Annotated in this window: 21 protein-coding genes; 7 read left to right on the top strand and 14 right to left on the bottom strand. The window is 29.4% G+C overall.

Annotation, left to right across the window (positions count from 1 at the left end):
* Nucleotides 1–31: 31 nt before the first annotated feature.
* From JJC01_01705 to JJC01_01675, 7 genes are all read right to left on the bottom strand, one after another.
* A complete protein-coding gene (locus JJC01_01705; GenBank protein ID UDN58610.1) occupies nt 32–742 on the bottom strand; it encodes a UPF0489 family protein in 711 nt (236 codons plus the stop codon).
* Nucleotides 743–901: 159 nt separating this feature from the next.
* Nucleotides 902–1,432, bottom strand: a complete 531-nt coding sequence (locus JJC01_01700) for a hypothetical protein (protein ID UDN58609.1) — start codon at nt 1,430–1,432, stop codon at nt 902–904.
* 4 nt (nt 1,433–1,436) lie between these two features.
* A complete protein-coding gene (locus JJC01_01695) occupies nt 1,437–1,679 on the bottom strand; it encodes a hypothetical protein (GenBank protein ID UDN58608.1) in 243 nt (80 codons plus the stop codon).
* A 16-nt stretch (nt 1,680–1,695) separates the two neighbouring features.
* Nucleotides 1,696–3,090 (bottom strand): sodium:solute symporter family protein, encoded by a 1,395-nt coding sequence (locus tag JJC01_01690; GenBank protein UDN58607.1) that lies wholly within the window; start codon nt 3,088–3,090, stop codon nt 1,696–1,698.
* A 213-nt stretch (nt 3,091–3,303) separates the two neighbouring features.
* On the bottom strand, nt 3,304–4,557 hold the full coding sequence (locus JJC01_01685; protein ID UDN58606.1) for an MFS transporter: 1,254 nt from the start codon (nt 4,555–4,557) through the stop codon (nt 3,304–3,306).
* Between the two features lie 50 nt (nt 4,558–4,607).
* Entirely contained in the window at nt 4,608–5,762 is a 1,155-nt protein-coding gene (locus JJC01_01680) for an aminotransferase class I/II-fold pyridoxal phosphate-dependent enzyme (protein ID UDN58605.1), read from the bottom strand.
* Nucleotides 5,763–6,240: 478 nt separating this feature from the next.
* Entirely contained in the window at nt 6,241–6,810 is a 570-nt protein-coding gene (locus JJC01_01675) for a recombinase family protein (protein UDN60108.1), read from the bottom strand.
* Between the two features lie 201 nt (nt 6,811–7,011).
* On the opposite strand from JJC01_01675, the gene JJC01_01670 reads away from it, so the two are divergent.
* Nucleotides 7,012–7,239 carry a single-stranded DNA-binding protein gene (locus JJC01_01670; protein UDN58604.1) on the top strand — a complete coding sequence of 76 codons (228 nt, stop codon included), beginning with the start codon at nt 7,012–7,014 and terminating at the stop codon, nt 7,237–7,239.
* A gap of 225 nt (nt 7,240–7,464) precedes the next feature.
* Here JJC01_01670 and JJC01_01665 read toward each other — a convergent pair whose 3' ends face one another.
* On the bottom strand, nt 7,465–8,208 hold the full coding sequence (locus JJC01_01665; protein ID UDN58603.1) for a DUF3298 domain-containing protein: 744 nt from the start codon (nt 8,206–8,208) through the stop codon (nt 7,465–7,467).
* Between the two features lie 168 nt (nt 8,209–8,376).
* Between JJC01_01665 and JJC01_01660 the strand changes: the two genes are divergently transcribed.
* From JJC01_01660 to JJC01_01635, 6 genes are all read left to right on the top strand, one after another.
* Nucleotides 8,377–9,249 (top strand): class I SAM-dependent methyltransferase, encoded by an 873-nt coding sequence (locus tag JJC01_01660; GenBank protein ID UDN58602.1) that lies wholly within the window; start codon nt 8,377–8,379, stop codon nt 9,247–9,249.
* A complete protein-coding gene (locus JJC01_01655) occupies nt 9,249–9,914 on the top strand; it encodes an RluA family pseudouridine synthase (protein ID UDN58601.1) in 666 nt (221 codons plus the stop codon). Before JJC01_01660 ends, JJC01_01655 begins: the two co-directional genes overlap by 1 nt.
* 20 nt (nt 9,915–9,934) lie before the next feature.
* The gene (locus JJC01_01650; GenBank protein ID UDN58600.1) at nt 9,935–10,792 is read left to right on the top strand and encodes a MerR family transcriptional regulator; all 858 of its coding nucleotides are present in this window, start codon (nt 9,935–9,937) and stop codon (nt 10,790–10,792) included.
* Nucleotides 10,793–10,967: 175 nt separating this feature from the next.
* Nucleotides 10,968–11,297 carry a PadR family transcriptional regulator gene (locus JJC01_01645; GenBank protein ID UDN58599.1) on the top strand — a complete coding sequence of 110 codons (330 nt, stop codon included), beginning with the start codon at nt 10,968–10,970 and terminating at the stop codon, nt 11,295–11,297.
* Nucleotides 11,298–11,301: 4 nt separating this feature from the next.
* Nucleotides 11,302–11,751, top strand: a complete 450-nt coding sequence (locus JJC01_01640) for a hypothetical protein (GenBank protein UDN58598.1) — start codon at nt 11,302–11,304, stop codon at nt 11,749–11,751.
* A gap of 83 nt (nt 11,752–11,834) precedes the next feature.
* Nucleotides 11,835–12,212: a DNA polymerase III subunit delta gene (locus tag JJC01_01635; protein ID UDN58597.1), complete on the top strand. Its 378-nt coding sequence runs from the start codon at nt 11,835–11,837 to the stop codon at nt 12,210–12,212.
* Between the two features lie 130 nt (nt 12,213–12,342).
* On the opposite strand, the gene carB (JJC01_01630) is transcribed toward JJC01_01635, so the two are convergent.
* The 6 genes from carB (JJC01_01630) to JJC01_01605 form a co-directional block, all read right to left on the bottom strand.
* Complete coding sequence (carB, locus tag JJC01_01630; GenBank protein UDN58596.1) at nt 12,343–15,549, bottom strand: carbamoyl-phosphate synthase large subunit; 3,207 nt, start codon at nt 15,547–15,549, stop codon at nt 12,343–12,345.
* A gap of 184 nt (nt 15,550–15,733) precedes the next feature.
* A complete protein-coding gene (gene carA / locus JJC01_01625; GenBank protein UDN58595.1) occupies nt 15,734–16,783 on the bottom strand; it encodes a glutamine-hydrolyzing carbamoyl-phosphate synthase small subunit in 1,050 nt (349 codons plus the stop codon).
* A gap of 257 nt (nt 16,784–17,040) precedes the next feature.
* Complete coding sequence (gene carB, locus JJC01_01620; GenBank protein UDN58594.1) at nt 17,041–20,247, bottom strand: carbamoyl-phosphate synthase large subunit; 3,207 nt, start codon at nt 20,245–20,247, stop codon at nt 17,041–17,043.
* 52 nt (nt 20,248–20,299) lie between these two features.
* Complete coding sequence (gene carA / locus JJC01_01615) at nt 20,300–21,343, bottom strand: glutamine-hydrolyzing carbamoyl-phosphate synthase small subunit (protein UDN58593.1); 1,044 nt, start codon at nt 21,341–21,343, stop codon at nt 20,300–20,302.
* A gap of 25 nt (nt 21,344–21,368) precedes the next feature.
* Nucleotides 21,369–22,085, bottom strand: coding sequence for an orotidine-5'-phosphate decarboxylase (gene pyrF, locus JJC01_01610; GenBank protein UDN58592.1), 717 nt, complete (start codon nt 22,083–22,085; stop codon nt 21,369–21,371).
* Nucleotides 22,086–22,465: 380 nt separating this feature from the next.
* The gene (locus JJC01_01605; GenBank protein UDN58591.1) at nt 22,466–23,101 is read right to left on the bottom strand and encodes a DUF1847 domain-containing protein; all 636 of its coding nucleotides are present in this window, start codon (nt 23,099–23,101) and stop codon (nt 22,466–22,468) included.
* Nucleotides 23,102–23,115 lie beyond the last annotated feature (14 nt).

Genomic DNA, 23,115 nt, shown 5'->3' with positions numbered 1-23,115 from the left:
GATTATACCATATTCTATTTAAAGTTAACTCTTACATTATATCATAATTAAACAATTCTTTTAATACTTTTATAGCATACTCTTGGTTTATAAAGTAAGGACTTGTAGCAATTGTTACAACTTTAGCCTTTTTAATTAGATTTTTTATCTTTTCTAGTTTAAAATCAAATGGTATATAGTCCATATCCTCTGAAAATATATCTAAATCTATGTCAAGAACAAACTCTGGCTCTATATCTAAATCAAAGCCATATGAGCTATCTATTATTATTAATTCTGAAAATATATTATGTTTTAATGCTGGTTTTATAAAACTTCCTACATTTAAAACCTCATTTGTATACCTAAATACGTCCTCCAGATTATTTATATCTACATTGTAGTTTTTAGGCTCTCTAGTATCCTTATGTTGATCTACATGTACTAGTTTACATCCTCTTGTGAATTCATTTGCCATCATAGATTTTATCCAAAAATAAAATGCATGGTTATGATTATCAAAAACATATATTCTTTTATTTCCCAGGACATATTCGACCATATTTTCCAATCCTGTTGCTTTTATCTCTTTATTTTCATCAATTTCATTAAATACGACTTTGTTTCCTAATTTCACATCATCCAATGTTCCACTTATTAGTTTTGGAACATATATACTCTTATTTTTTCTCTCTTCATATGAAAATACATTATTTCCTACTGGCTTTTCTATATAAAATCCTGTATATTTATAGTTTATCATAAGAATTAATTTCCTCCATAATTATAACCTATACACCTTAAACTCACTTATCATAAATTAGGTTATCTAGTATAAAAGATACTTGTATATAACTAGCTATTATATCTTCTCTCAATATGTATTATACAATAAGTGTAAAATATATTTATATAAAATATCCTACATTCCTATAACAAAACCATCTGCTTCAATTGGCAAGTAACTTACTCTTGTATTTAATTCCACTTTTCCAAAGAATACTACCCAGTATGGTCTAAAGATACTTTTAATTTTAACTATCTCTATCTCTGGTATACCCCCCATAAACCTGTGACTTAATCTTATAGCCATTTTATTTGCCTTTGATTTTACTCTCCTTTCATCCTTATCACTATATTGTATGATGTCATTATCTACATTTTTTACAATTTCAGACACTGGTAGTTCTTGTACTATACTGCCAGCACCCGTAGAACCATTTACTAAAATATTTAATTCATTTGTATTACCAGCTTGTTTTTTTTTCATGAAAATAGATTTATTTTGATGAATTTTAAGTGTAACGACTTTAAACTCTATATAATGAAGTCTAACTTCATGAACTTCTTTATTTTTTAATATCAGTCTACTTAGTAATGAATTATTTCCACTTTTTGCTATATCTATAGCTTCATCTTTTGTAATTTTTATAGGCAATGCTCTTATATCCATAAAATCATTCCCTTTCCTCTTTTTTTCCTGTCATTTTAAATACTCTATATAGATAATCAAAAAATATTATAACTACTGCTATCATGACTCCATATGGGATTATCTTTCCAACTATAATATCATTTCTAGTTACTATACCATAAAATATAAATCCTGTTATTAAAAAGTATAATAGTACTAAAAAACCATCTATACCAAGCCATTTTATTTCCAAATCTTTTTTTACTTTAGATACCAATTTAGACATAATAACTACTCCCTTTTTATAGATTATTTTGTGTATTTAAATTTTTACCTATTCTATTTCCTATTGTCCATGCAATAAATGAAAGAGGGATGGCTATAACAAGAGGTTCTAATTCAAAACTTTGAACTGGAAACATTTTAAAATAACCAAAAGTTACTCCGCCTACAATCATTCCCAAAATACCACCCATAGATGTTCTTCTTCCATTACCAAGAAGACCTCCTACTATAGGTACAAATGCTGAACCCATCCAAATACTTCCTACAAATATACATGCATCATATACATTTTCAAATCTAAACGCCACACTAAGTCCCATAACTGCCGCTAAACATACACCTATTCTAGTAAATTTAACTAATTGCTTTTGAGATAATTCTTTTTTAGTAATTCTTCCATATATATCATTTGCTAAGGTAGCTCCTGCTGCTAGATAATAACTATCTAGTGTTGATATTATTGAACCTAAAATTCCGATTATAAATATAACTCTTATACCTTCTGGCAATGTATTTAAAACTAAAGTTATATACCCAGCTGCTGGAGCCATTTCTGGATAAGTGGCTCTAACTATAAGACCTGTCATAGTTAATACCATGTCAAAACATATCCATAGAGAAAAACAAGTCAATAAAGCTCTTCTCCCAACTTTTGGAGAATCTGCTGCTGAAAATCTTTGGTAAAACGTTGGGTCTGAATAAGCTCCAAATGAATATACTATTAACATCAATGCTTTCATTGCTGACATACCTTTTGTAGGATGCATTAACTGAGGTGCATCTTTAAGTGCTTCTGTAAGACCTTGAAAACCACCTATTTGGTCAAATTGACCTGGCATAACCATAGTTAGACCAAATACCATGCAGAAAAACAATACCATATCTGTAATGGCAACTCCCATAAGACCACCAAGAACTGTCAATATAACTACTACCACTACCATTATAAACCCTATTAGCTGTTTATCAATTCCCCAAGCTACATTACCTATAGTTCCCATAGCTGTTATTTCTCCAAGTTGTGCACAATATATAAACATTAAAACTGCTCCAATTATAGCAACTTGCTTTCCATAAAAACTTTCTAATAAATCAGGAACTGTTATATTAGTTCTTATATGAATTCTTGGTCCAACCAACAATGCTAAAGGCATTCTTCCAATATGTGCAGCTATTGACCATACTGCCCATGCAGATATCCCATATATAGCTGCATACTCTACACTGCCAACTGTACCAACTCCACCATACCAAGAGGCAACCAAAGTACCTACTATCAAAGACCATGGTAAACTTCGATTTCCTAGGTAATAACTTTCCATATCTTTTACATTTCTAGAAAAATAATAGCCTATCCCTAACAATAGAAATGCAAATATAATTATAATTCCATTTTCCCATAATGCTAACATATCTACTCTCCATATTCTTATTATTGTCTTAATTTTCTATTTTAACATTTAAATAGTTACTGTTATTTTTTAATTAAACTTACTTTATACCACATGTTATAAATTTATTTTACAATCATGAAATCTCTAAACTAAAACTATTATTATTTTAAACATGAACAACTCTACCCATTTTAAAAAAATAGGTAGAGTTATATAAATAATTATAAGTATTTAAGCGATTTTATTATTCAAGTTTTTATTTTCTTTTTTATTTATTTTATTTAAAGCATAAGTGGCAAATATACCTATAACTGCACACACTACAGATAGAATAAATATATACGTATATCCTGTTTGTCCATATTTATCTAACCAGTTACCTGCAACTGTATAGTAAAATGCATCTGGAGAAAATCCTATAAATGAAGCGAATCCAACTACTGCTCCTGTAGTTTCTAAAGATATATTAGACTCTGAAACAGATGCAAAGTATATACCTCTAAATCCAAATAAGATTACACTTAGTATTATCATATTTATTACAGCTATCCATATAAGTGCTGCACTCTTAGGGATTACTAAGTAAGCTGCTGTACTTATTGTCATTAATATAAATCCTACAAACATTACTCTTATAGATGAACCAACTTTATCTGTTATAACACCTGCAATAGGAGATGCTCCCATTTTTATAACATAAGTTCTAATTATTGATAAAGCTGAAACTAAAGTCATTGGCATTACATAAACTTCTGATAAGTATGGGCTTAAATAAGTTAAACTTGAAAATACTAAGTAAGTTGAAAATATTATAAGACCAATCAGCCAAGCTTTTGGCATTGTAACTACTTTTAGTAATGATTTAATGCTTAATCCTTCATCTGATGCTCCAGTATCTTTCTTTTCTTCTACTAAGAAGAATAAAAGTATACCACATATTATAGATGCTGCAGAATATAACCATACTACATACTTAAATCCAATAGTTATTTCAGCAAACTTTCCAAAGAAGTAAAGACCTATAAAAGAAATTAATGTACCTGATACCCCTGATAAACCTTCATAAAATCCAAATATTCTTCCTTGCTCTGATTCACTACCTTGCATTCTAACAACCTTAACAGAAGCTGAGAAGAATGTTAATATTGTTGTAAATCCCCATAATACAAATATTAAAAGAATCATGTTGTATGATGGAAATGTTGAGAAGTAAAACCCTAATGCTCCTGAAGCAATTAAAGAAAAAGTTATCAGTTTTCTAACTGAAAATCTATCAGCAAACCATCCACCTATAAAATAAGATACCATTCCTACTAATCCATATAAACTCAATAAGTTCCCTATTTGCGTATGACTCAATGCTAATGCTTGTTGCATTGGATCATAAAATGATGACTTCATATATGGTAAACTATACATAGCTGTTGTTCCAAATGCCAATATGAATATTACCAAAAATCTCTTAACATTACTTTTGTTTTCCATGATTTTGTCTCCTTAAGATTTTATAATTTTCTAGTTTTATTTATATAACTTTATTTTAATTTTTCTATAGCTTGTTTAAAGTCATTTATTATATCATTTGCAGACTCTAATCCTACTGCTATTCTTATTAGATTTTCTCCATTCATTTGAACTAATGTATGTTCTTCTCCTAAACTTGTTGCTATTGTTGCAAGTTCTAAAGAGTTCATTAATTTTCTACTAGCTTGGTCTCTTGTTAATCCATTTATTCCGTCTTTAAGTTTAAATGAAACTACTCCTCCACCTAAACCATTCATTTGAGTTTTACAAAGTTCATACTGAGGATGAGTTTTTAGTGCTGGATATTTTACCAGTTCTACATTTTCTTCTTGCTCTAAAAACTCTGCTACTGCCAATCCATTTTCACAGTGTTTTTTCATTCTCATGTCTAACGTTTTCATACCTCTTAAAATCATCCATGCACTCATTGGTGGTAAAGATGCTCCTGTAAAACAACATAAACTTGGCCATCTAACTAAATCTATTAATTCCTTTGAACCTGCTACTGCTCCCCCTAAAGTATCTCCATGTCCATTTATAAACTTAGTAAGACTATGTATTACTAAGTCTGCGCCTAAGTCTATTGGCCTTTGTATAATTGGAGTACCAAAAGTGCTGTCAACAATAGCTAAACTCTTATTTTCGTGAGCAATTTCTGCTATTGTTTTTATATCTACTAAATCTAATGATGGATTTAATGGACTTTCTATATAAACTATCTTAGTATTTGATTTCATTGCATCTTTTACATTTTGTGGGTTTACTGCATCTACAAATGTAACTTCAACTCCAAATTTGGCTAACAACTCAGACATAAATAATTTAGTATGTGAGAATATTCCATCAGAACTAACTATATGGTCTCCACTTTTTACTAATGCTAATATAGTAGATGTTATTGCTCCCATACCTGATGTACTAGAAATAGCACTTTCTGCATTTTCAAGCATAGCTAATTTAGCCTCTAGCTCTGTAAGTGTCGGATTACACTCTCTTGTATATACATACCCCCATGTCATACATAACTCTTCAAAATGCTCTACTGTCTTTGCAGCAAATGTTGCTGTTTGACATATTGGAGTAGCTAATGCACCTGTTGTTGGATCTGCACTATGTCCCCAATGTATTATTTTTGTCTCCAAATCTTGATTAATATTATTACTCATTTTAATTCCTCCTATTTTGACCTATTTATACAACGTTTTCCCTACCAAATTTCACCAATTCAACTTTAATTAATACAAACTTTTTAAGTATACTTTTATATTTGTTATAATTTCTAAAAATCTGACACTTATTTTGCTTTTTTATAGTTTTAATTATAAACTCTATAGTAACTATAGAGTCAATATGTTTTTGATATTTTTTTTACAATGTTTAAAAAATTTAACATAAAAAGAGATATGTCTTAAAATAAGCTTGTTTTAAGACATATCTCTTTTTATATTAAATTTGATTCAATACATAAAGCATCAATTTTTTGTTCTCTGTATAAATTCTTTTATTGTCATTTTCTCATCAAAAGTCTATAGTAATTATACATTACTATAATTTAACATCTGTAAATAAAATTAATTAGAGGCATAAATATATTCAAATAATCCAATTTATTTATACCTCTAATTTTTTATAAGTAAAATCTCATTAAATTGATTTCTTCGCACGAATAAGTGTGCTTTTAGAGATACCAGTCATCTTCACAACCTCTCTATAAGGCTTAGAATTTAATAATCCCAATGCGTATTGTATCTGCTGATTACTATATTTCTTTGGTCTACCATCCTTAAAATCTTTTTTCTTTCTAGCAAATTCTTTTCCCAACTGAGTTCGTTCTATTATCATATTTCTTTCAAGTTCTGCAACTGCAAGTAATGTAGTTAAAAAGAATTTCCCCATTGAAGTATTTTCTAGGAGACCTATATTTAAAATATGGACACTAACTTCTTTAGCAAATAAACCCTCTATCAGTTGTATCCCATCTGATGTACTTCTAGCTAGCCTATCAAGTTTAGTCGCAACAAGTAAATCTCCCTTCTTTAAAGAAGATATAATTTTTTCAAATTTAGGTCTATTTGTGGTAGTCCCTGTATAAGTTTCTTTTATTATTTTAGCATTGTTATACTTGCTTAATATCTCTTGCTGTTGTTGATACAAACTATTGTTATCTGTCTGGTTCTTTGTACTGACACGGCAATATCCATATATAATAATAATCACTTCCTAACGTAAATATTTAATGCAGGAATTTGTAGATATCTGTATCTACTTGTCTTTATACATTTTACTAAAACGAATTTTTAGTGTCAATACTGTTAACTTTTGACACCATTATAATTCCTTTATAATTTGTTTGACTATGTCAAAAATTAACAATATAATGAAGTTAATGAAATTATACAAATTGGAGGAAATAATATGAATAGTCTGTTAAATGATGCAATAGATGAGTTAAAAAACATCCATTGCGGAGAAGTTTTTTTATTAAAAGAATTGTTCAAAGGCTATGAATGGAACAGGTTGGAGATGAACATCAGGTTAAAATTAGGAAAACTTTTTTTGTATGAAGTAGTAAGTAATCCCAATTTAAAGGTAGAAGTAATCAATAAAAATTCTGCTTATCAGCAAATGTATAAAAAAAAATAACAACTTAAATATATATAATAATATAATCTTCTTGTTGAGTCAAAAGTTAAAACTTTTAATACAAATTAATTGTACTATATAAATGTTTATCAGTAGGTCTGAGTCTATATAACTAACATATACAAATAGTACTGTTTAAATTATGTTTTTAAGATAGATAAATCTTAACCCTACTCCAGCATAAATCTTGATATACTAAAATAGGGCTCAGAATTATCTATATTTTTATACCATAAAATGCTTAGTTCTTCCTCTTGATTGAACATATATGTCTGGAGAGATACAATAGAAACGTTGATTTATAAAATTTCCAAAATCAGAAAATCTTATCTTGAATTTAGGGATTCCAAAGCTTTCAGGTGCTATCTCATCTACACCAAAATAGATAACAATCCCATCATCTGTAATATAAAATGCCTGATCTTCAGGTATAACTAACTCTACATTAGAGTAATACATTTCTCTGTTTTCATTAATTTCAGCTTTTATATAATCAGTTATTATGTTTATATAGTCAACTCCATCTCTAAAAATATCACCTAGTAAAAGTTCTTTTCCATTTGTTAAGTCTATATTGTAATTATTTAATGTATTGTACTTAGGTCCAGAACTACTAGCAAATCCCATAAGATTTAATATCATACTTAGTACATAGTTTTTACTGAAAGTAACTGCATAATTAGTAGAAACCCAGTAACTTTGTTTTGGAAGTGAATTTTGAGAAGCTGCATTATTATATTCTTGTTCTTCTTCTTGCAACCCAAGCTTAAAATTATTTACAGTCATCTTTACAGCAGAATTTATGTTGTTTAAAATAGGCGGATTTACATAGGTGGATTGATTTCTAATATTGTACAGAATAGGATATTTTACATCATATGAAAAGTATTTGCTTCTGCCAAAGTCTTCGTTAAACTGCACATATAATATGTTATATGTACAAGTATTTGTAGCTTGATAATTTTCCATTAAAACTCTCCTCCTCTTATTAAAAAAATCAGATACTATATAATATGTTTAAAAGAGTAATAATGTTAACAATAAATGTAAAGAATAGAAAGTATCTAAAACAGCAAAAAATGACTGATTTTGTGGTATAATACATAGGATTGAGAGTTATTTTATAGGAGGAAAGATATGTTATTATTAGCAGATAAATGGAAAGATTATGAACTTATAGATATGGGAAATGGAGAAAAATTAGAGCGTTGGGGTAAGTATGTACTTAGAAGACCAGACCCACAGGTTGTATGGCCAATGGAGTCTGAATGGGCTCTATGGAAAAACCCTCACGGACATTATCATAGAAGTAATAAAGGTGGAGGTCAGTGGGAACACAAAAAAAGATATCCAGAACAATGGACTATAAATTACAAAAACTTAAAATTTCACATTAAACCAACTGGATTTAAACATACTGGATTATTCCCAGAACAAGCAGCCAATTGGGACTGGATGATGGATAAAATCAAAAAAGCTGACAGACCTATAAAAGTATTAAATCTTTTTGCATATACAGGAGGAGCTACAGTAGCATGTGCATCCGCTGGTGCAGAAGTATGTCATGTTGATGCTGCAAAAGGTATGGTCAACTGGGCAAAAGAAAATATAGAGTTATCAGGACTTAAAAATCAAACAGTAAGATTTATAGTAGATGATGTTGTAAAGTTTGTTGAAAGGGAAATAAGAAGAGGTAAGAAATATGATGCAATAATAATGGACCCTCCTTCTTATGGGAGAGGACCTAAAGGAGAAGTATGGCAAATAGAAGAAAAATTATATAGCTTTGTGGATTTATGTATGGGTGTTTTATCTGATAATCCTTTATTCTTTCTAATTAATTCTTATACAACAGGATTTTCTCCAATAGTTCTAGAAAATGTACTGTCTACAACAATAGGTAAAAAGGCAAACAATGGCGAAATCTATGGTGGAGAATTAGGAATACCAGCTTCTAGGGATGGTAAAATACTTCCTTGTGGTATATTTGGAAGATGGGAGAAAAAATAATGATAAAAGTCATATATGAAGATAACCATTTATTAGTTGTAGATAAACCTGTAAATGTATTATCTCAAGGAGATGATACCAATGATAAGGACATGGTAAATCTTTTAAAAGACTATATCAAAACAAAGTACAATAAACCTGGAAATGTATATATTGGTTTGGTACATAGACTGGATAGACCAGTGGGTGGAGTCATGGTTTTTGCCAAAACATCAAAAGCTGCCTCAAGATTGTCTGAACAAGTAAGAAATAAGACATTCAAAAAAACCTATATGGCAGTTGTTCATGGTAAAATGAAATCCGATTCAGACATATTAAAAGATTTTTTATATAAAAATAAAAAAACAAATATGGTGAGTGTTGTGAAAAAAAACCATAAGGATGCTAAAGAAGCTGAACTTAGTTACAAAGTTTTGGGTTTTAAAGAAAATCTAAGCTTAGTTCAAGTAAACTTAAAAACTGGTCGTTCTCATCAGATAAGAGTTCAATTTGCAACTAGAAAACACCCATTATATGGTGACCAAAGATATGGCCAAGAAGTAAATAAAATTGGACAACAGATTTCTCTTTGGTCTAATAAAATAGAAATTTGCCATCCAACAACAAAAGAAAAAATGGAATTTATATGTACTCCACCTGATAAATATCCATGGAATATATTCTAAATCTCAAATGAGGTGATTATATGAGTAAAAAGTTTTCAATAGGCGAAATGTCAAAACTTCACAAAATAAGCATACAAACGCTAAGATACTATGACCAAATAGATTTATTTAAACCTGTTCATGTTGACCAAGAAAGCAATTACAGATATTACTCAATTGACCAATTTTCACAATTGGATATTATAAAATACTTAAAGTATCTAGGTATGCCATTAAAAGAAATCAAAGAAAAATTAGATGAAAACAATGAAGAAATTCTAAAATTATTAACCAATAAGATTAATATCGTAGATGAAAAAATTAAAGAATTAGAACTTATAAAAAAAGTATTAAGTACAAAAAAAGAAACAATGGAAAAAGGTATGAGAGTAGATGAAGTAGGTAAAATAGTAAGAAAACATATTCCAAGAAGAAGTATTTTATCCATAGAATATGAAGAAGGTTTAAGTAATGAAGAAACTATGGAGCTTTCCAGAAGACAAATAGCAAATATACTAGAAGATAATATCTCTGTGTTTTATGGTGGAGTAAGTGGTCTTGTATCTATAGATAAATTCTTAAAGGAAGATAAAGTCATCTATGAAAATAGCTTTGTAAATGTTGAAAGAGATTTATTTGATGCTAAGTCTCAAAAATATATATCTGAAATTTCAGCTGGTGATTTTATTTGTATGACATATAAAGGCTCTTACAGAGAAAATTATACTGCTTTTAAAAAGTTAGTTGATTATGTTGATTATAAAAGGATACCTATTGAAAATTATATATATGAGATACCTATAATAGACCCTCTATCTACAAACAATGAAGATGAACTTCTAACCGAAATTCAGATACAGGTTAAAAAGAGAGAAATTGATTTAAGATGTCTAGTATAATCAGGTATTATAAAAAGGGCGTTTCCAAATGATTTTTAAATCATAAATGGAATGCCCTTTTTAAATAATAATTAAAATTTTATAGTTTAGACTTGGAAAATAATATGAAATGTTTTATTATATATCTATATACCTTATATTACGAGGTATATGATAAAATAAAGTAGGTGAATTTATGGACTTAAACAAAGAAGTGCTTAAAGGTCATATTGATACTTTAATATTATCAATACTAAGCAAAGGAGATTCATATGGATATGAAATAGCAAAAGTAGTTAGAGATGAAACTACATTTGAATTAAAAGAAAGTACACTCTATGTGTCTCTTAAAAGATTAGAATCTAAGGGCTTGATAAAATCTTATTGGGGAAATGACCAAGGCGTAGGAAGCAGGAGAAAGTATTACAATATAACAGATGATGGAAAGGACAGCTTAGAAGTAAAAATGCAAGAGTGGTACTTTATACAAGATATTATGAACAAGTTTCTAAAGAAGGGGGATTAGATTTATGAAAATAATAGAAGAGTATTTAGAAACACTATATAAGAGTGAAAATAACAAAGAAATTCAAGATTTAAAAGAAGAGCTAAGAGAACATCTAACAACATCTGCAAATGAATTTATTGAAAATGGATATAAAATAGATGAAGCACAAAATAAGGCAATTGAAAGATTTGATGGTGATGGTGAGATGTCAGTAGAATTACGCTCAATGTTTAAACAAAAAATAGAACCTAAAAAAGTTTTATTGCGAAGATTATCAAATTCAAGGCTCTTATTTTTAAATTTATTTGGATGGCTTGTTGCAGCTGCTGCATTTACAGCCAATAGAGGTTTTGGTCACATAGTTCCACCTTGGTTGATTATAGCTTTGATAATTGTAGTAGTTATATTGATAATTTTAAGCATTATAATTAATAGATTAAAGAAAGAAATAGAAAATGATTATGTTATGTAGTCACATTAATAAATATAGTTTTGTTTTATTTATACGAGTAAGTACTACGATATTAATAGGTACTATGAAAGGAGTTTTTGTATATGGAGAAAAAAATATTATTAGAAAAAATTCTTGATACGCCAGGCGTTTCATATATTAATGAGAAAGTAAATTTATTTAAAGGTACCAAATGGATTTCATTTGGAACTTATATAATGACTGTTGAAAGCTTCTGCTATAAAGAAGATTCAAAACACTATAATCCAGTAATGGGAACATTTGATTATGAGTCAGAAATTTTTATAGTTAATGCCATATATAAAGATGAGGTCTACTCTATTAAAAATAAAAAACTCTATAGAAATGTATCTAAAGGAGATAAAATAGTTGTTACAATTAAATACTATTATGATAAATATGAAAATCTTATACATGAAGAAATTCATGACTACCACTCTTATCCTCTATCTAATGATTAAAGAAAAAACTGATAGTATCAAGATTGATATTTATTTTAGTTCACATAAGAAAATAATTATAGAGTATTAATTAAAGGCGAAAGCTCCTAGGAACTAACGCCTTTAATTAATCTAAATATCAGTTTGTTTTTTATTCTGCTATATTATAAACTTTTAATTTATCTTTATTTATATGCTTTTTCTTAACTTCTACTAAAGCTTTTAATGTATCTAAAGATGTCATTATTTCAGTAGAAAATTCAATAGCTGTTCTTCTCATTTTAAATCCGTCTCTTGTTGAGTCATTACCTTTAGTAGGTGTATTTATTACTATATCAACTTGTTTATTTCTTATAGCATCTAGTATGTTTGGTCTAGGCTCTTCAACTCTATTTACTATATCAGCTTCTATTCCATTCTCTCTTAGACTCTTAGCTGTACCTTCTGTAGCAACAAAAGTATATCCTAACTCTTTCATATCTTTTGCTATTTCTATAAACTCATCTTTATCGTTATTATTAACAGTAGCAAGTACTACTCCTCTTTCGTCAGACATATGTCTACCTGCAGCCAAGAATCCTTTATATAGAGCTTCTTCTAGGTTTTCTCCTACACCTAAAACTTCTCCTGTAGATTTCATTTCAGGTCCAAGACTTACTTCAACTTTAGCTAATTTAGACATTGAGAATACTGGCACTTTTACTGATACTAGTTTAGGCTCTTTATAAACTCCTGTACCATATCCTAAATCCTTTAATTTAGCTCCTAACATACATTTAGTAGCTAAGTCAACTATTGGTACCCCACTCACTTTACTTATATATGGTACTGTTCTACTGGCTCTAGGATTAACCTCTATTATATATAATTCATTCTGGAATTCTATAAATTGTATATTAACCATACCAAGTACATTAAGGTCTAAAGCTATTTTTTTAGTGTATTCTACTATCTTTTCTTTTATCTTATCAGATATATTTTGGCTTGGATACATTGTCGTACTATCTCCAGAGTGAACTCCAGCTCTTTCTAAATGTTCCATTATTCCAGGTATTAATATATCTTCTTTATCACATATAGCATCTACTTCTATTTCTCTACCAGTTAGATATTTATCTATAAGTACTGGATTCTTATGGTCTCTGGCAAAAGCATCATCTAAATACTGAGTTAATTTTTCCTCGTTATAAGTTATTTCCATACCTTGACCACCAAGTACATAAGATGGTCTAACTAATACTGGATAACCTAATTCATTAGCAACTTCAATACCTTCATTAGTTGTCCACACACCTTTTCCTTTTGGTCTATTTATATCTAATCTCTCTAATAAGTCGTCAAATTTTTCTCTATCTTCTGCTGCATCTATATCATCAAAATCAGTTCCCAATATAGGTATTTTTTTCTCATGTAAGAACTTAGCTAGTTTTATAGCTGTTTGTCCTCCAAATTGTAGTATTACACCTTCTGGTTTTTCTTTTTCAATTATGTTTAAAACTTCTTCTTCTGTTAATGGTTCAAAATATAGTTTATCTGATGTATCAAAATCTGTACTTACTGTTTCAGGGTTATTGTTTACAATTATAGTTTCTATACCCATTTTTCTTAAAGATTTTACACAGTGAACTGAACAATAGTCAAATTCTATACCTTGACCTATTCTTATTGGTCCAGAACCTAATACTACAACTTTTCTCTTATCACTTACAACTACTTCATCATATTGCTCATAAGTTGAGTAGTAATATGGAGATAGAGCTTCAAATTCTCCTCCACATGTATCAACCATTTTATAAACTGGTTGTATATTATATAGACTTCTTAATTCGTATAATTTTTCTGGGCTTATCTTCATTAAGTCAGATATACCTTTATCAGAGAATCCTTTTTTCTTTAATTCATGTAAGTATTCCTTATCTAAATCTTCTATTTTAAGACCTTTTAATTTTTCTTCTTGCTCAACTATCCATTTAAATTTATTTATAAACCACTTATCAACACCAGTGATTTCTTCTATCATTTCTACTTTATAGCCTCTTCTTATCATTTCAGCTAAATCAAACAATCTTTCATCATCAGGTACTACAACTCTTTTCTTTAGCTCTTCTAACGTTCTACCTTCTGATGGAGCATGAACTAATGAATATTTTCCTGTTTCTAGTGATCTTATTCCCTTAAGAATAGCAGCTTCAAAGTTGCTTCCTATACTCATTATTTCACCAGTTGCCATCATCTTAGTTCCTAATTTTCTATTTGCCTTTTTAAATTTATCAAATGGCCATTTTGGTATTTTTACTACTACATAATCTAAAGTTGGCTCAAAACAAGCATAAGTTTTTTTAGTTACTGCATTTTCTATTTCATCCAAAGTATATCCTAAGGCTATCTTAGCTGCCACTTTTGCTATTGGATATCCTGTAGCTTTTGATGCTAGCGCTGATGATCTACTAACTCTTGGATTTATTTCTATTATTGCATATTCTAAACTATGTGGATTTAAAGCTATTTGAACATTACATCCACCTTGAACTTCTATTGCATTTATTATATCTATTGATGCTTTTCTAAGTAGTTGGTATTCTTCATCACTTAAAGTTTGACTTGGAGCAACAACTATACTATCTCCTGTATGAACTCCAACTGGGTCTACATTTTCCATGTTACATACAGTTATACAGTTTCCATTCCCATCTCTCATTACTTCATATTCTATTTCTTTCCAACCTTTTATACTCTTTTCAAGAAGAACTTGACCTACTGGACTTAATTGCAATCCATGTGAAAGTACCTCTCTTAATTCTTCCTCAGTATCAGCTATACCTCCGCCAGTTCCACCTAGTGTATATGCTGGTCTTACAACCACTGGATATCCTATTTTACTTGCAAATTCAAGACCTGCTTCTAGGTTTGTAACTATATCACTAACTATTACAGGTTGATTTATTTCTTTCATTACTTCTCTAAATAAATCTCTATCCTCACCCTTTTTTATAGACTCTATAGATGTACCTATAACTTTTACATTATATTTATCTAGTATACCAGCATCATGTAATTCTACAGCCAAGTTTAGTCCTGTTTGACCACCCATACCTGCAAGTAAGCTATCTGGTCTTTCTTTTTCTATTATTTTTTCTATAAATTCTATTGTTAATGGTTCTATATATATTTTATCTGCAATTTCTTTATCAGTCATTATCGTCGCTGGATTACTATTTACTAATACAACTTCTATTCCCTCTTCTTTTAATGCTTGGCAGGCCTGTGTTCCTGAGTAGTCAAACTCTGCTGCTTGACCTATTATTATTGGCCCTGACCCTAATACTAAAGTTTTCTTTATACTATCTAATTTAGGCATAACTCTTTCTCCTTATCTAAACAATTTTCACAGTTTCTATCTTCATAATCTATACAATCAATTTTAATTATTTTATTCCATATTAAATTTGAGATTATTTATTATATCTATATTAATTAAACCAATATTTTTTTGATTTAAGTTAGTCTTATTTTTAGTTATATATTATATATATTGATATTATTTATTTTACGAACTCTAAAAACTTATCGAAAATATAGTCATTATCTTTTGGCCCTGGACAAGCTTCAGGGTGGTATTGAACACTGTATACATCTAGCTTCTCATGTCTCATTCCCTCAACAGTATTATCATTTAAATTTATATGTGTCACTTTCATTTGTTCAGGAACTTCTGAAACATAATATCCATGATTTTGAGAAGTTATAAATACTTTTCCCTCTTCTAAATCTTTAACTGGATGATTTCCACCTCTATGTCCAAATTTAAGTTTAGCAGTTTTTCCTCCAAGAGCTAGGGCTAAAAGCTGATGCCCTAAGCATATTCCAACTATAGGCTTTTTACCAATTAGAGCTTTTATATTTTCTATAACATCTTCTAAATCCTCTGGGTCTCCAGGCCCATTTGATAAAAATATTAAATCAGGGTTTATACTTAATACATCTTCTGGAGATGTTGTAGCTGGGAATATTGTTATATCACATCCACGAGCTATAAATGATCTTAAGATATTTCTTTTAACTCCAAAATCCATAACAGCTACTTTTGGTCCATTTCCTTCTATATGCTCTACTTCTTTTCTTGTAACCGTTCTAACTGCTTCTGTATTTGAAAACTTATCTAATTTATGTTTAACATCTTCTAACTTGCTATCTTCTAATGTAATTATACCTTTCATTGTCCCATTATTTCTAAGTATCTTAGTTAAAGCTCTTGTATCTATTCCTTCTAGTCCTATCACTTTATTTTGCTTTAAATATTGGTCTATATCAATCTCACATCTAAAATTACTTGGAGAATCACTTTTTTCTCTTACTATAAATCCTTTCACTTGCACTTTTTCAGATTCTGCTGATGATAAATTTATACCATAATTTCCTATAAGAGGATAAGTCATAGTAACTATTTGACCATAGTAAGAAGGGTCTGTTAAAACTTCACCATATCCTATCATCGAAGTGTTAAATACTACTTCTCCTACACTTTCTTCTAAATATCCAAATGCTTTTCCTATAAAAACTGTCCCATCTTCTAATATTAACCTTGCTTTCATATTACAGTACCTCCTATAATTCTCTTTAGGCAAACTAAAGAACATTAACTAAATATAATCTTTTAAATATCTATATCTATTTTTCACTTTTACATTCTAGTTTTATACTTATTTACATTTATTTTTTATCTTTTTCTATTATACTACAAATTTCTTAAAAAAAAGAAGTTATCTCAAAAGTAAAAACTCATAGAAAAAATAACTTCTTCTTTTTAATTTAATGATTAAATTCTTAAACTATACAATCAACTTAATTTCTATTCAGCTATATTGTAAACTTTTAACTTATCTTTGTTTAGGTGTTTTTTCTTAACCTCTACTAGAGCTTTTAGTGTATCTAAAGATGTCATTATTTCAGTAGAAAATTCAATAGCTGTTCTTCTCATTTTAAATCCGTCTCTTGTTGAGTCATTACCTTTAGTAGGTGTATTTATTACTATATCAACTTGTTTATTTCTTATAGCATCTAGTATGTTTGGTCTAGATTCTTCCACTCTATTTACTATATCAGCTTCTATTCCATTTTCTCTTAGACTCTTAGCTGTACCTTCTGTAGCAACAAAAGTGTATCCTAACTCTTTCATATCTTTTGCTATTGCTATAAACTCATCTTTATCGTTATTATTAACAGTAGCAAGTACTACTCCTCTTTCGTCAGACATATGTCTACCTGCAGCCAAGAATCCTTTATATAGAGCTTCTTCTAGGTTTTCTCCTACACCTAAAACTTCTCCTGTAGATTTCATTTCAGGTCCAAGACTTACTTCAACTTTAGCTAATTTAGACATTGAGAATACTGGCACTTTTACTGATACTAGTTTAGGCTCTTTATAAACTCCTGTACCATATCCTAAATCCTTTAATTTAGCTCCTAACATACATTTAGTAGCTAAATCAACTATTGGTACCCCACTCACTTTACTTATATATGGTACTGTTCTACTGGCTCTAGGATTAACCTCTATTATATATAATTCATTCTGGAATTCTATAAATTGTATATTAACCATACCAATTACATTAAGGTCTAAAGCTATTTTTTTAGTGTATTCTACTATCTTTTCTTTTATCTTATCAGATATATTTTGGCTTGGATACATTGTCGTACTATCTCCAGAGTGAACTCCAGCTCTTTCTAAGTGTTCCATTATTCCAGGTATTAATATATCTTCTTTATCACATATGGCATCTACTTCTATTTCTCTACCAGTTAAATACTTGTCTATAAGTACTGGATTCTTATGGTCTCTATCAAATGCATCCTGTAGGTATTGAGATAATTTTTCTTCATTGTAAGTTATTTCCATACCTTGACCACCAAGTACATAAGATGGTCTAACTAATACTGGATAACCTAATTCATTAGCAACTTCAATACCTTCATTAAGTGACCATACACCTTTTCCTTTTGGTCTATTTATATCTAATCTCTCTAATAAATCATCAAATTTTTCTCTATCTTCCGCTGCATCTATATCATCAAAATCAGTTCCCAATATAGGTATATTTTTCTCATGTAAGAACTTAGCTAGTTTTATAGCTGTTTGTCCTCCAAATTGTAGTATTACACCTTCTGGTTTTTCTTTTTCAATTATACTTAAAACTTCTTCTTCTGTTAATGGTTCAAAATATAGTTTATCTGATGTATCAAAATCTGTACTTACTGTTTCAGGGTTATTGTTTATGATTATAGTTTCTATATCCATCTTTCTCAAAGATTTTACACAGTGAACTGAACAATAGTCAAATTCTATACCTTGACCTATTCTTATTGGTCCAGAGCCTAACACTATTACTTTTTTCTTATCACTTACAACTACTTCATCATATTGCTCATAAGTTGAGTAATAATATGGAGATATCGCATCTATTTCTCCTGCACATGTATCAACCATTTTGTATGCTGGTTTTATGTTATATAGACTTCTTAATTCGTATAATTTTTCTGGGCTTATCTTCATTAAGTCAGATATACCTTTATCAGAGAATCCTTTTTTCTTTAACTCAAGAAGATAATCTTTAGTTAAGTCTTCAATCTTCATAACTTTTAATTTTTCTTCTTGCTCAACTATCCATTTAAATTTATTTATAAACCATTTGTCTATTCCTGTGATTTGTTCTATCATTTCTACTTTATAGCCTCTTCTTATCATTTCAGCTAAATCAAACAATCTTTCATCATCAGGTACTACAACTCTTTTCTTCAACGCTTCAATACTTCTCTCTTCTGATGGAGCATGAACTAATGAATATTTTCCTGTTTCTAGTGATCTTATTCCCTTAAGAATAGCAGCTTCAAAGTTACTTCCTATACTCATTATTTCACCAGTTGCCATCATCTTAGTTCCTAATTTTCTATTTGCCTTTTTAAATTTATCAAATGGCCATTTTGGTATCTTAGCAACTACATAGTCTATAGTTGGCTCAAAACAAGCATAAGTTTTTTTAGTTACTGCATTTTCTATTTCATCCAAAGTATATCCTAAAGCTATTTTTGATGAAACTTTTGCTATTGGATATCCTGTAGCTTTTGATGCTAATGCTGATGATCTACTAACTCTTGGATTTATCTCTATAACTGCATATTCAAAACTATGTGGGTTTAATGCAAACTGAACATTGCATCCACCTTGAACTTCTACTGCATTTAATATATCTAAAGATGCTTTTTTAAGCATCGCACATTCTTTATTGCTTAGAGTTTGTGTTGGAGCAACAACTATACTATCTCCTGTATGAACTCCAACTGGGTCTATATTTTCCATGTTACATACAACTATACAGTTTCCTTTTGAATCTCTTATTACTTCATATTCTATTTCTTTCCAACCTTTTATACTTTTTTCAATTAATACTTGTCCAACTGGGCTTAATTGCAATCCATGTGAAAGTATCTCTCTTAATTCTTCCTCAGTATCAGCGATACCTCCACCAGTTCCACCTAATGTATATGCTGGTCTTACAACTACTGGATACCCTATTGTAAGTGCATAATCAAGACCTGCTTGTAAATCTGTAACTATATCACTAACTATTACAGGTTGATTTATTTCTTTCATTACATCTCTAAATATATCTCTGTCTTCACCTTTTTTAATAGATTCTACTGAAGTACCTATTATTTTTACTCCATATTTATCTAGTATGCCTTTTTCATAAAGCTCAACTGCTAAGTTTAATCCTGTTTGTCCACCCATACCTGCAAGTAAGCTATCTGGTCTTTCTTTTTCTATTATTTTTTCTATAAATTCTATTGTTAATGGTTCTATATATATTTTATCTGCCACTTCTTTATCAGTCATTATTGTAGCTGGATTACTATTTATTAATACAACTTCAATTCCTTCTTCTTTTAAAGATTGACATGCTTGAGTTCCTGAATAGTCAAATTCTGCCGCTTGACCTATTATTATTGGTCCTGACCCTAATACTAAAGTTTTCTTTATACTATCTAATTTAGGCATAAATTTTTCTCCTTATCTAAATGGTTTTTACTATCTGTAAATAATACTAAATCTATATTAATGCTAAGAATTTATTAAATATACAATCTAAATCTTCTTTTGTTGTGTATTCTGGAATGTACTGAACACTATATATTGGTAATTCCTTATGTCTCATTCCTTCTATAGTATTGTCATTTAAATTTACATGAGTTATCTCTGTATCTTCTGGCATTTCTGAAACATTGTATCCGTGATTTTGAGAAGTTATAAATACTTTTCCTGTTTCTAAACATTTAACTGGATGATTTCCTCCTCTATGTCCAAATGCAAGTTTTGAAGTTTTTCCACCTAATGCTAATGCCAAAATTTGATGTCCTAAACCGATTCCTGCTAGTGGTTTTTTGCCTACTAATTTCTTTATATTTTCAACTATATCATTTATATCTTCTGGATTACCTGGTCCATTAGATAATAATATCAAGTCAGGGTTTATATTTAAAATTTCTTCTGAAGTAGTCATTGCTGGTACTACCATTATGTCACAGTTACAAGCTTTCAGTGAGTCTAATATACTATTTTTAACACCAAAGTCTACAACTACGACTTTAACACCAGTCCCTTTAATATTTTCAATTTCTTTTCTTGTAACACTTTTAACAGAATCTTTATTACAACACTCTGTTAATTTAGACTGAATTTCTTGTAATGATACATTTTCTAAAGTTATAATACCTTTTTTTGTTCCATTATTTCTAATAATCTTAGTCAATGCTCTTGTATCTATTCCTTCAAGTCCAATTACTTTGTTTTGCTTTAGATATGTGTCTATATCCATTTCACATCTAAAATTATTTGGGTTGTCACTTTTTTCTCTTACTATAAGTCCTTTTACTTGTACTTTATTTGATTCAACATCTTCTAAATTTATTCCATAGTTCCCTATAAGTGGATATGTCATTGTCACTATTTGTCCATAATAAGTTGCATCTGTCAGTAGTTCACCATATCCTGCCATTGAAGTATTAAACACAACTTCACCAACAGCTTCCTTTAAATATCCAAATGCTTTTCCTTCAAATACTGTTCCATCTTCTAAAATTAATTTCCCCTTCATATAAGCTACCTCCCAAATGTTTTATCTAAGCATTTTCTATTTCTTTTACAATATTAATAGCTGATTCTCTTGGACTTTCTGCTTTTGTTATAGGTCTTCCAACAACTAAATAATGAGCTCCTCTTTTTATTGCATCTGATGGAGTAACAACTCTTTTTTGGTCTCCAACTTCTGCTGACTTAGGTCTTATCCCTGGGCAAACTGTTATAAAATCAGTTCCACATGCCTCTACTATCTTATCTACTTCTTGAGCTGAGCAAACAACTCCATCTATTCCTGATTCTTTTGCTAATTTAGCTCTCTTTATAGCCAATTCTTCTGTTGTCATATTACATCCTATATCTTGTAAGTCTTGGTTGCTTAATGAAGTTAAAACTGTTACTCCAACCACCAAAGGTTTTTCTATATTTAATCTCTCTGCTTCTTCTTTAGCAACTAGTGCACATTGTCTCATCCCTTCCATATCTGATACATGAATTGTCATTAACCAAACATTATCTCTTACTGCAGCTCTTACTGCACTTTTCATAGTATTTGGAATATCATGGAATTTAAGGTCTAGAAATATTTTTTTACCTTTTTCTTTTAAATAGTCTATTGTCTTTCCTTTTGTAGCCACATATTGTTCTAGTCCTACTTTAAATATATCTACACTATCTTCCAATTTGTCTATTAGTTCTTTAGCTTTATCAAATTCGTCAGTATCAATTGCAACTATTAGCTTCTCTTTACCATTTATCATTTTTATATCTCCTTTTTAATAAAGCCTAAATCCTCATAAAAAAATCCTTACACCAAAAGAGGCACAAGGATTTTATCTATACATAACTTTGATATTAATTAGCTATGAGATATCTTTCCCAGTCTCTCTGGACTAGTTTAAAAGACTTTATTATATTTAAATTTTTTATTTTATACTCATCAAAAACCTCTAGGTGATTTACTAGAGGTTATATATTAACACTATCTATAACCCTTTAGTCTCTCTGGACTAGTTTAAGGAATTTAGTCATAATATTTTTTCTTTATTTATATAACTTTATGTATCTTAAGGATATTTTAAAGTTTCATCTTTTTTATAATTAAACCACTAATTGCTTTTTATGTCAATAAGTCTTTGAATTATTCTTCATCTTTATCAAATAATTTTTTTTCAAAATAAGACTCTGCATTATATATAGCAGCAGCTGGATTATGCCCAGTTACTCTATCTTTGACAATTAGAGTTGTTATAGGAGCTTCCATATATTTCATGGCTAATGTATCATGACCAACACATAATCCAAGAATTATATTAAGGTCAACTTTAGCCTCATTTAAAAATAAAGCTTGCCCTATTGGATTACACATTATTTCATCTTTACATTTTGATATTGTTTGTGATGGCTTCAATCCAACTGTAGTCTTAGGAATCGCTCCATTTTTACATATAACAGAAAACACTTCAAATCCATGATGTTCAAATACCTTTTGTACTGTTTGCATTTCTCTTTTTAAACCAATACAAAATGCTATACCAATTTTTTTATAGTCACATTTTTTAGCAAACTCTATAATCTCTTTTAACCTAGTATATTGACAGTATCCCTCTGTTTCAATTAATCCAGCATTATAAGCTATTTTTCTATTTTCTTCCTCTTCATAAAGTTTTTTTGCTTTTTCTTGTAACTCAACTTCCCTAGTTGGGCATATCTTCATTAGCTTATCCATATCTCCATCTGAGCAGCCTCTAAGATTACATTTCCCACACTTATACATGTCTACTATCCCCT

Origin of the sequence: Clostridioides sp. ES-S-0010-02, from assembly GCA_020641055.1 — a bacterium.
GTDB lineage: Bacteria > Bacillota > Clostridia > Peptostreptococcales > Peptostreptococcaceae > Clostridioides.
Note: the sequence above shows the minus strand (reverse complement) of the source record. Positions and strands in the feature narration are given on the sequence as shown.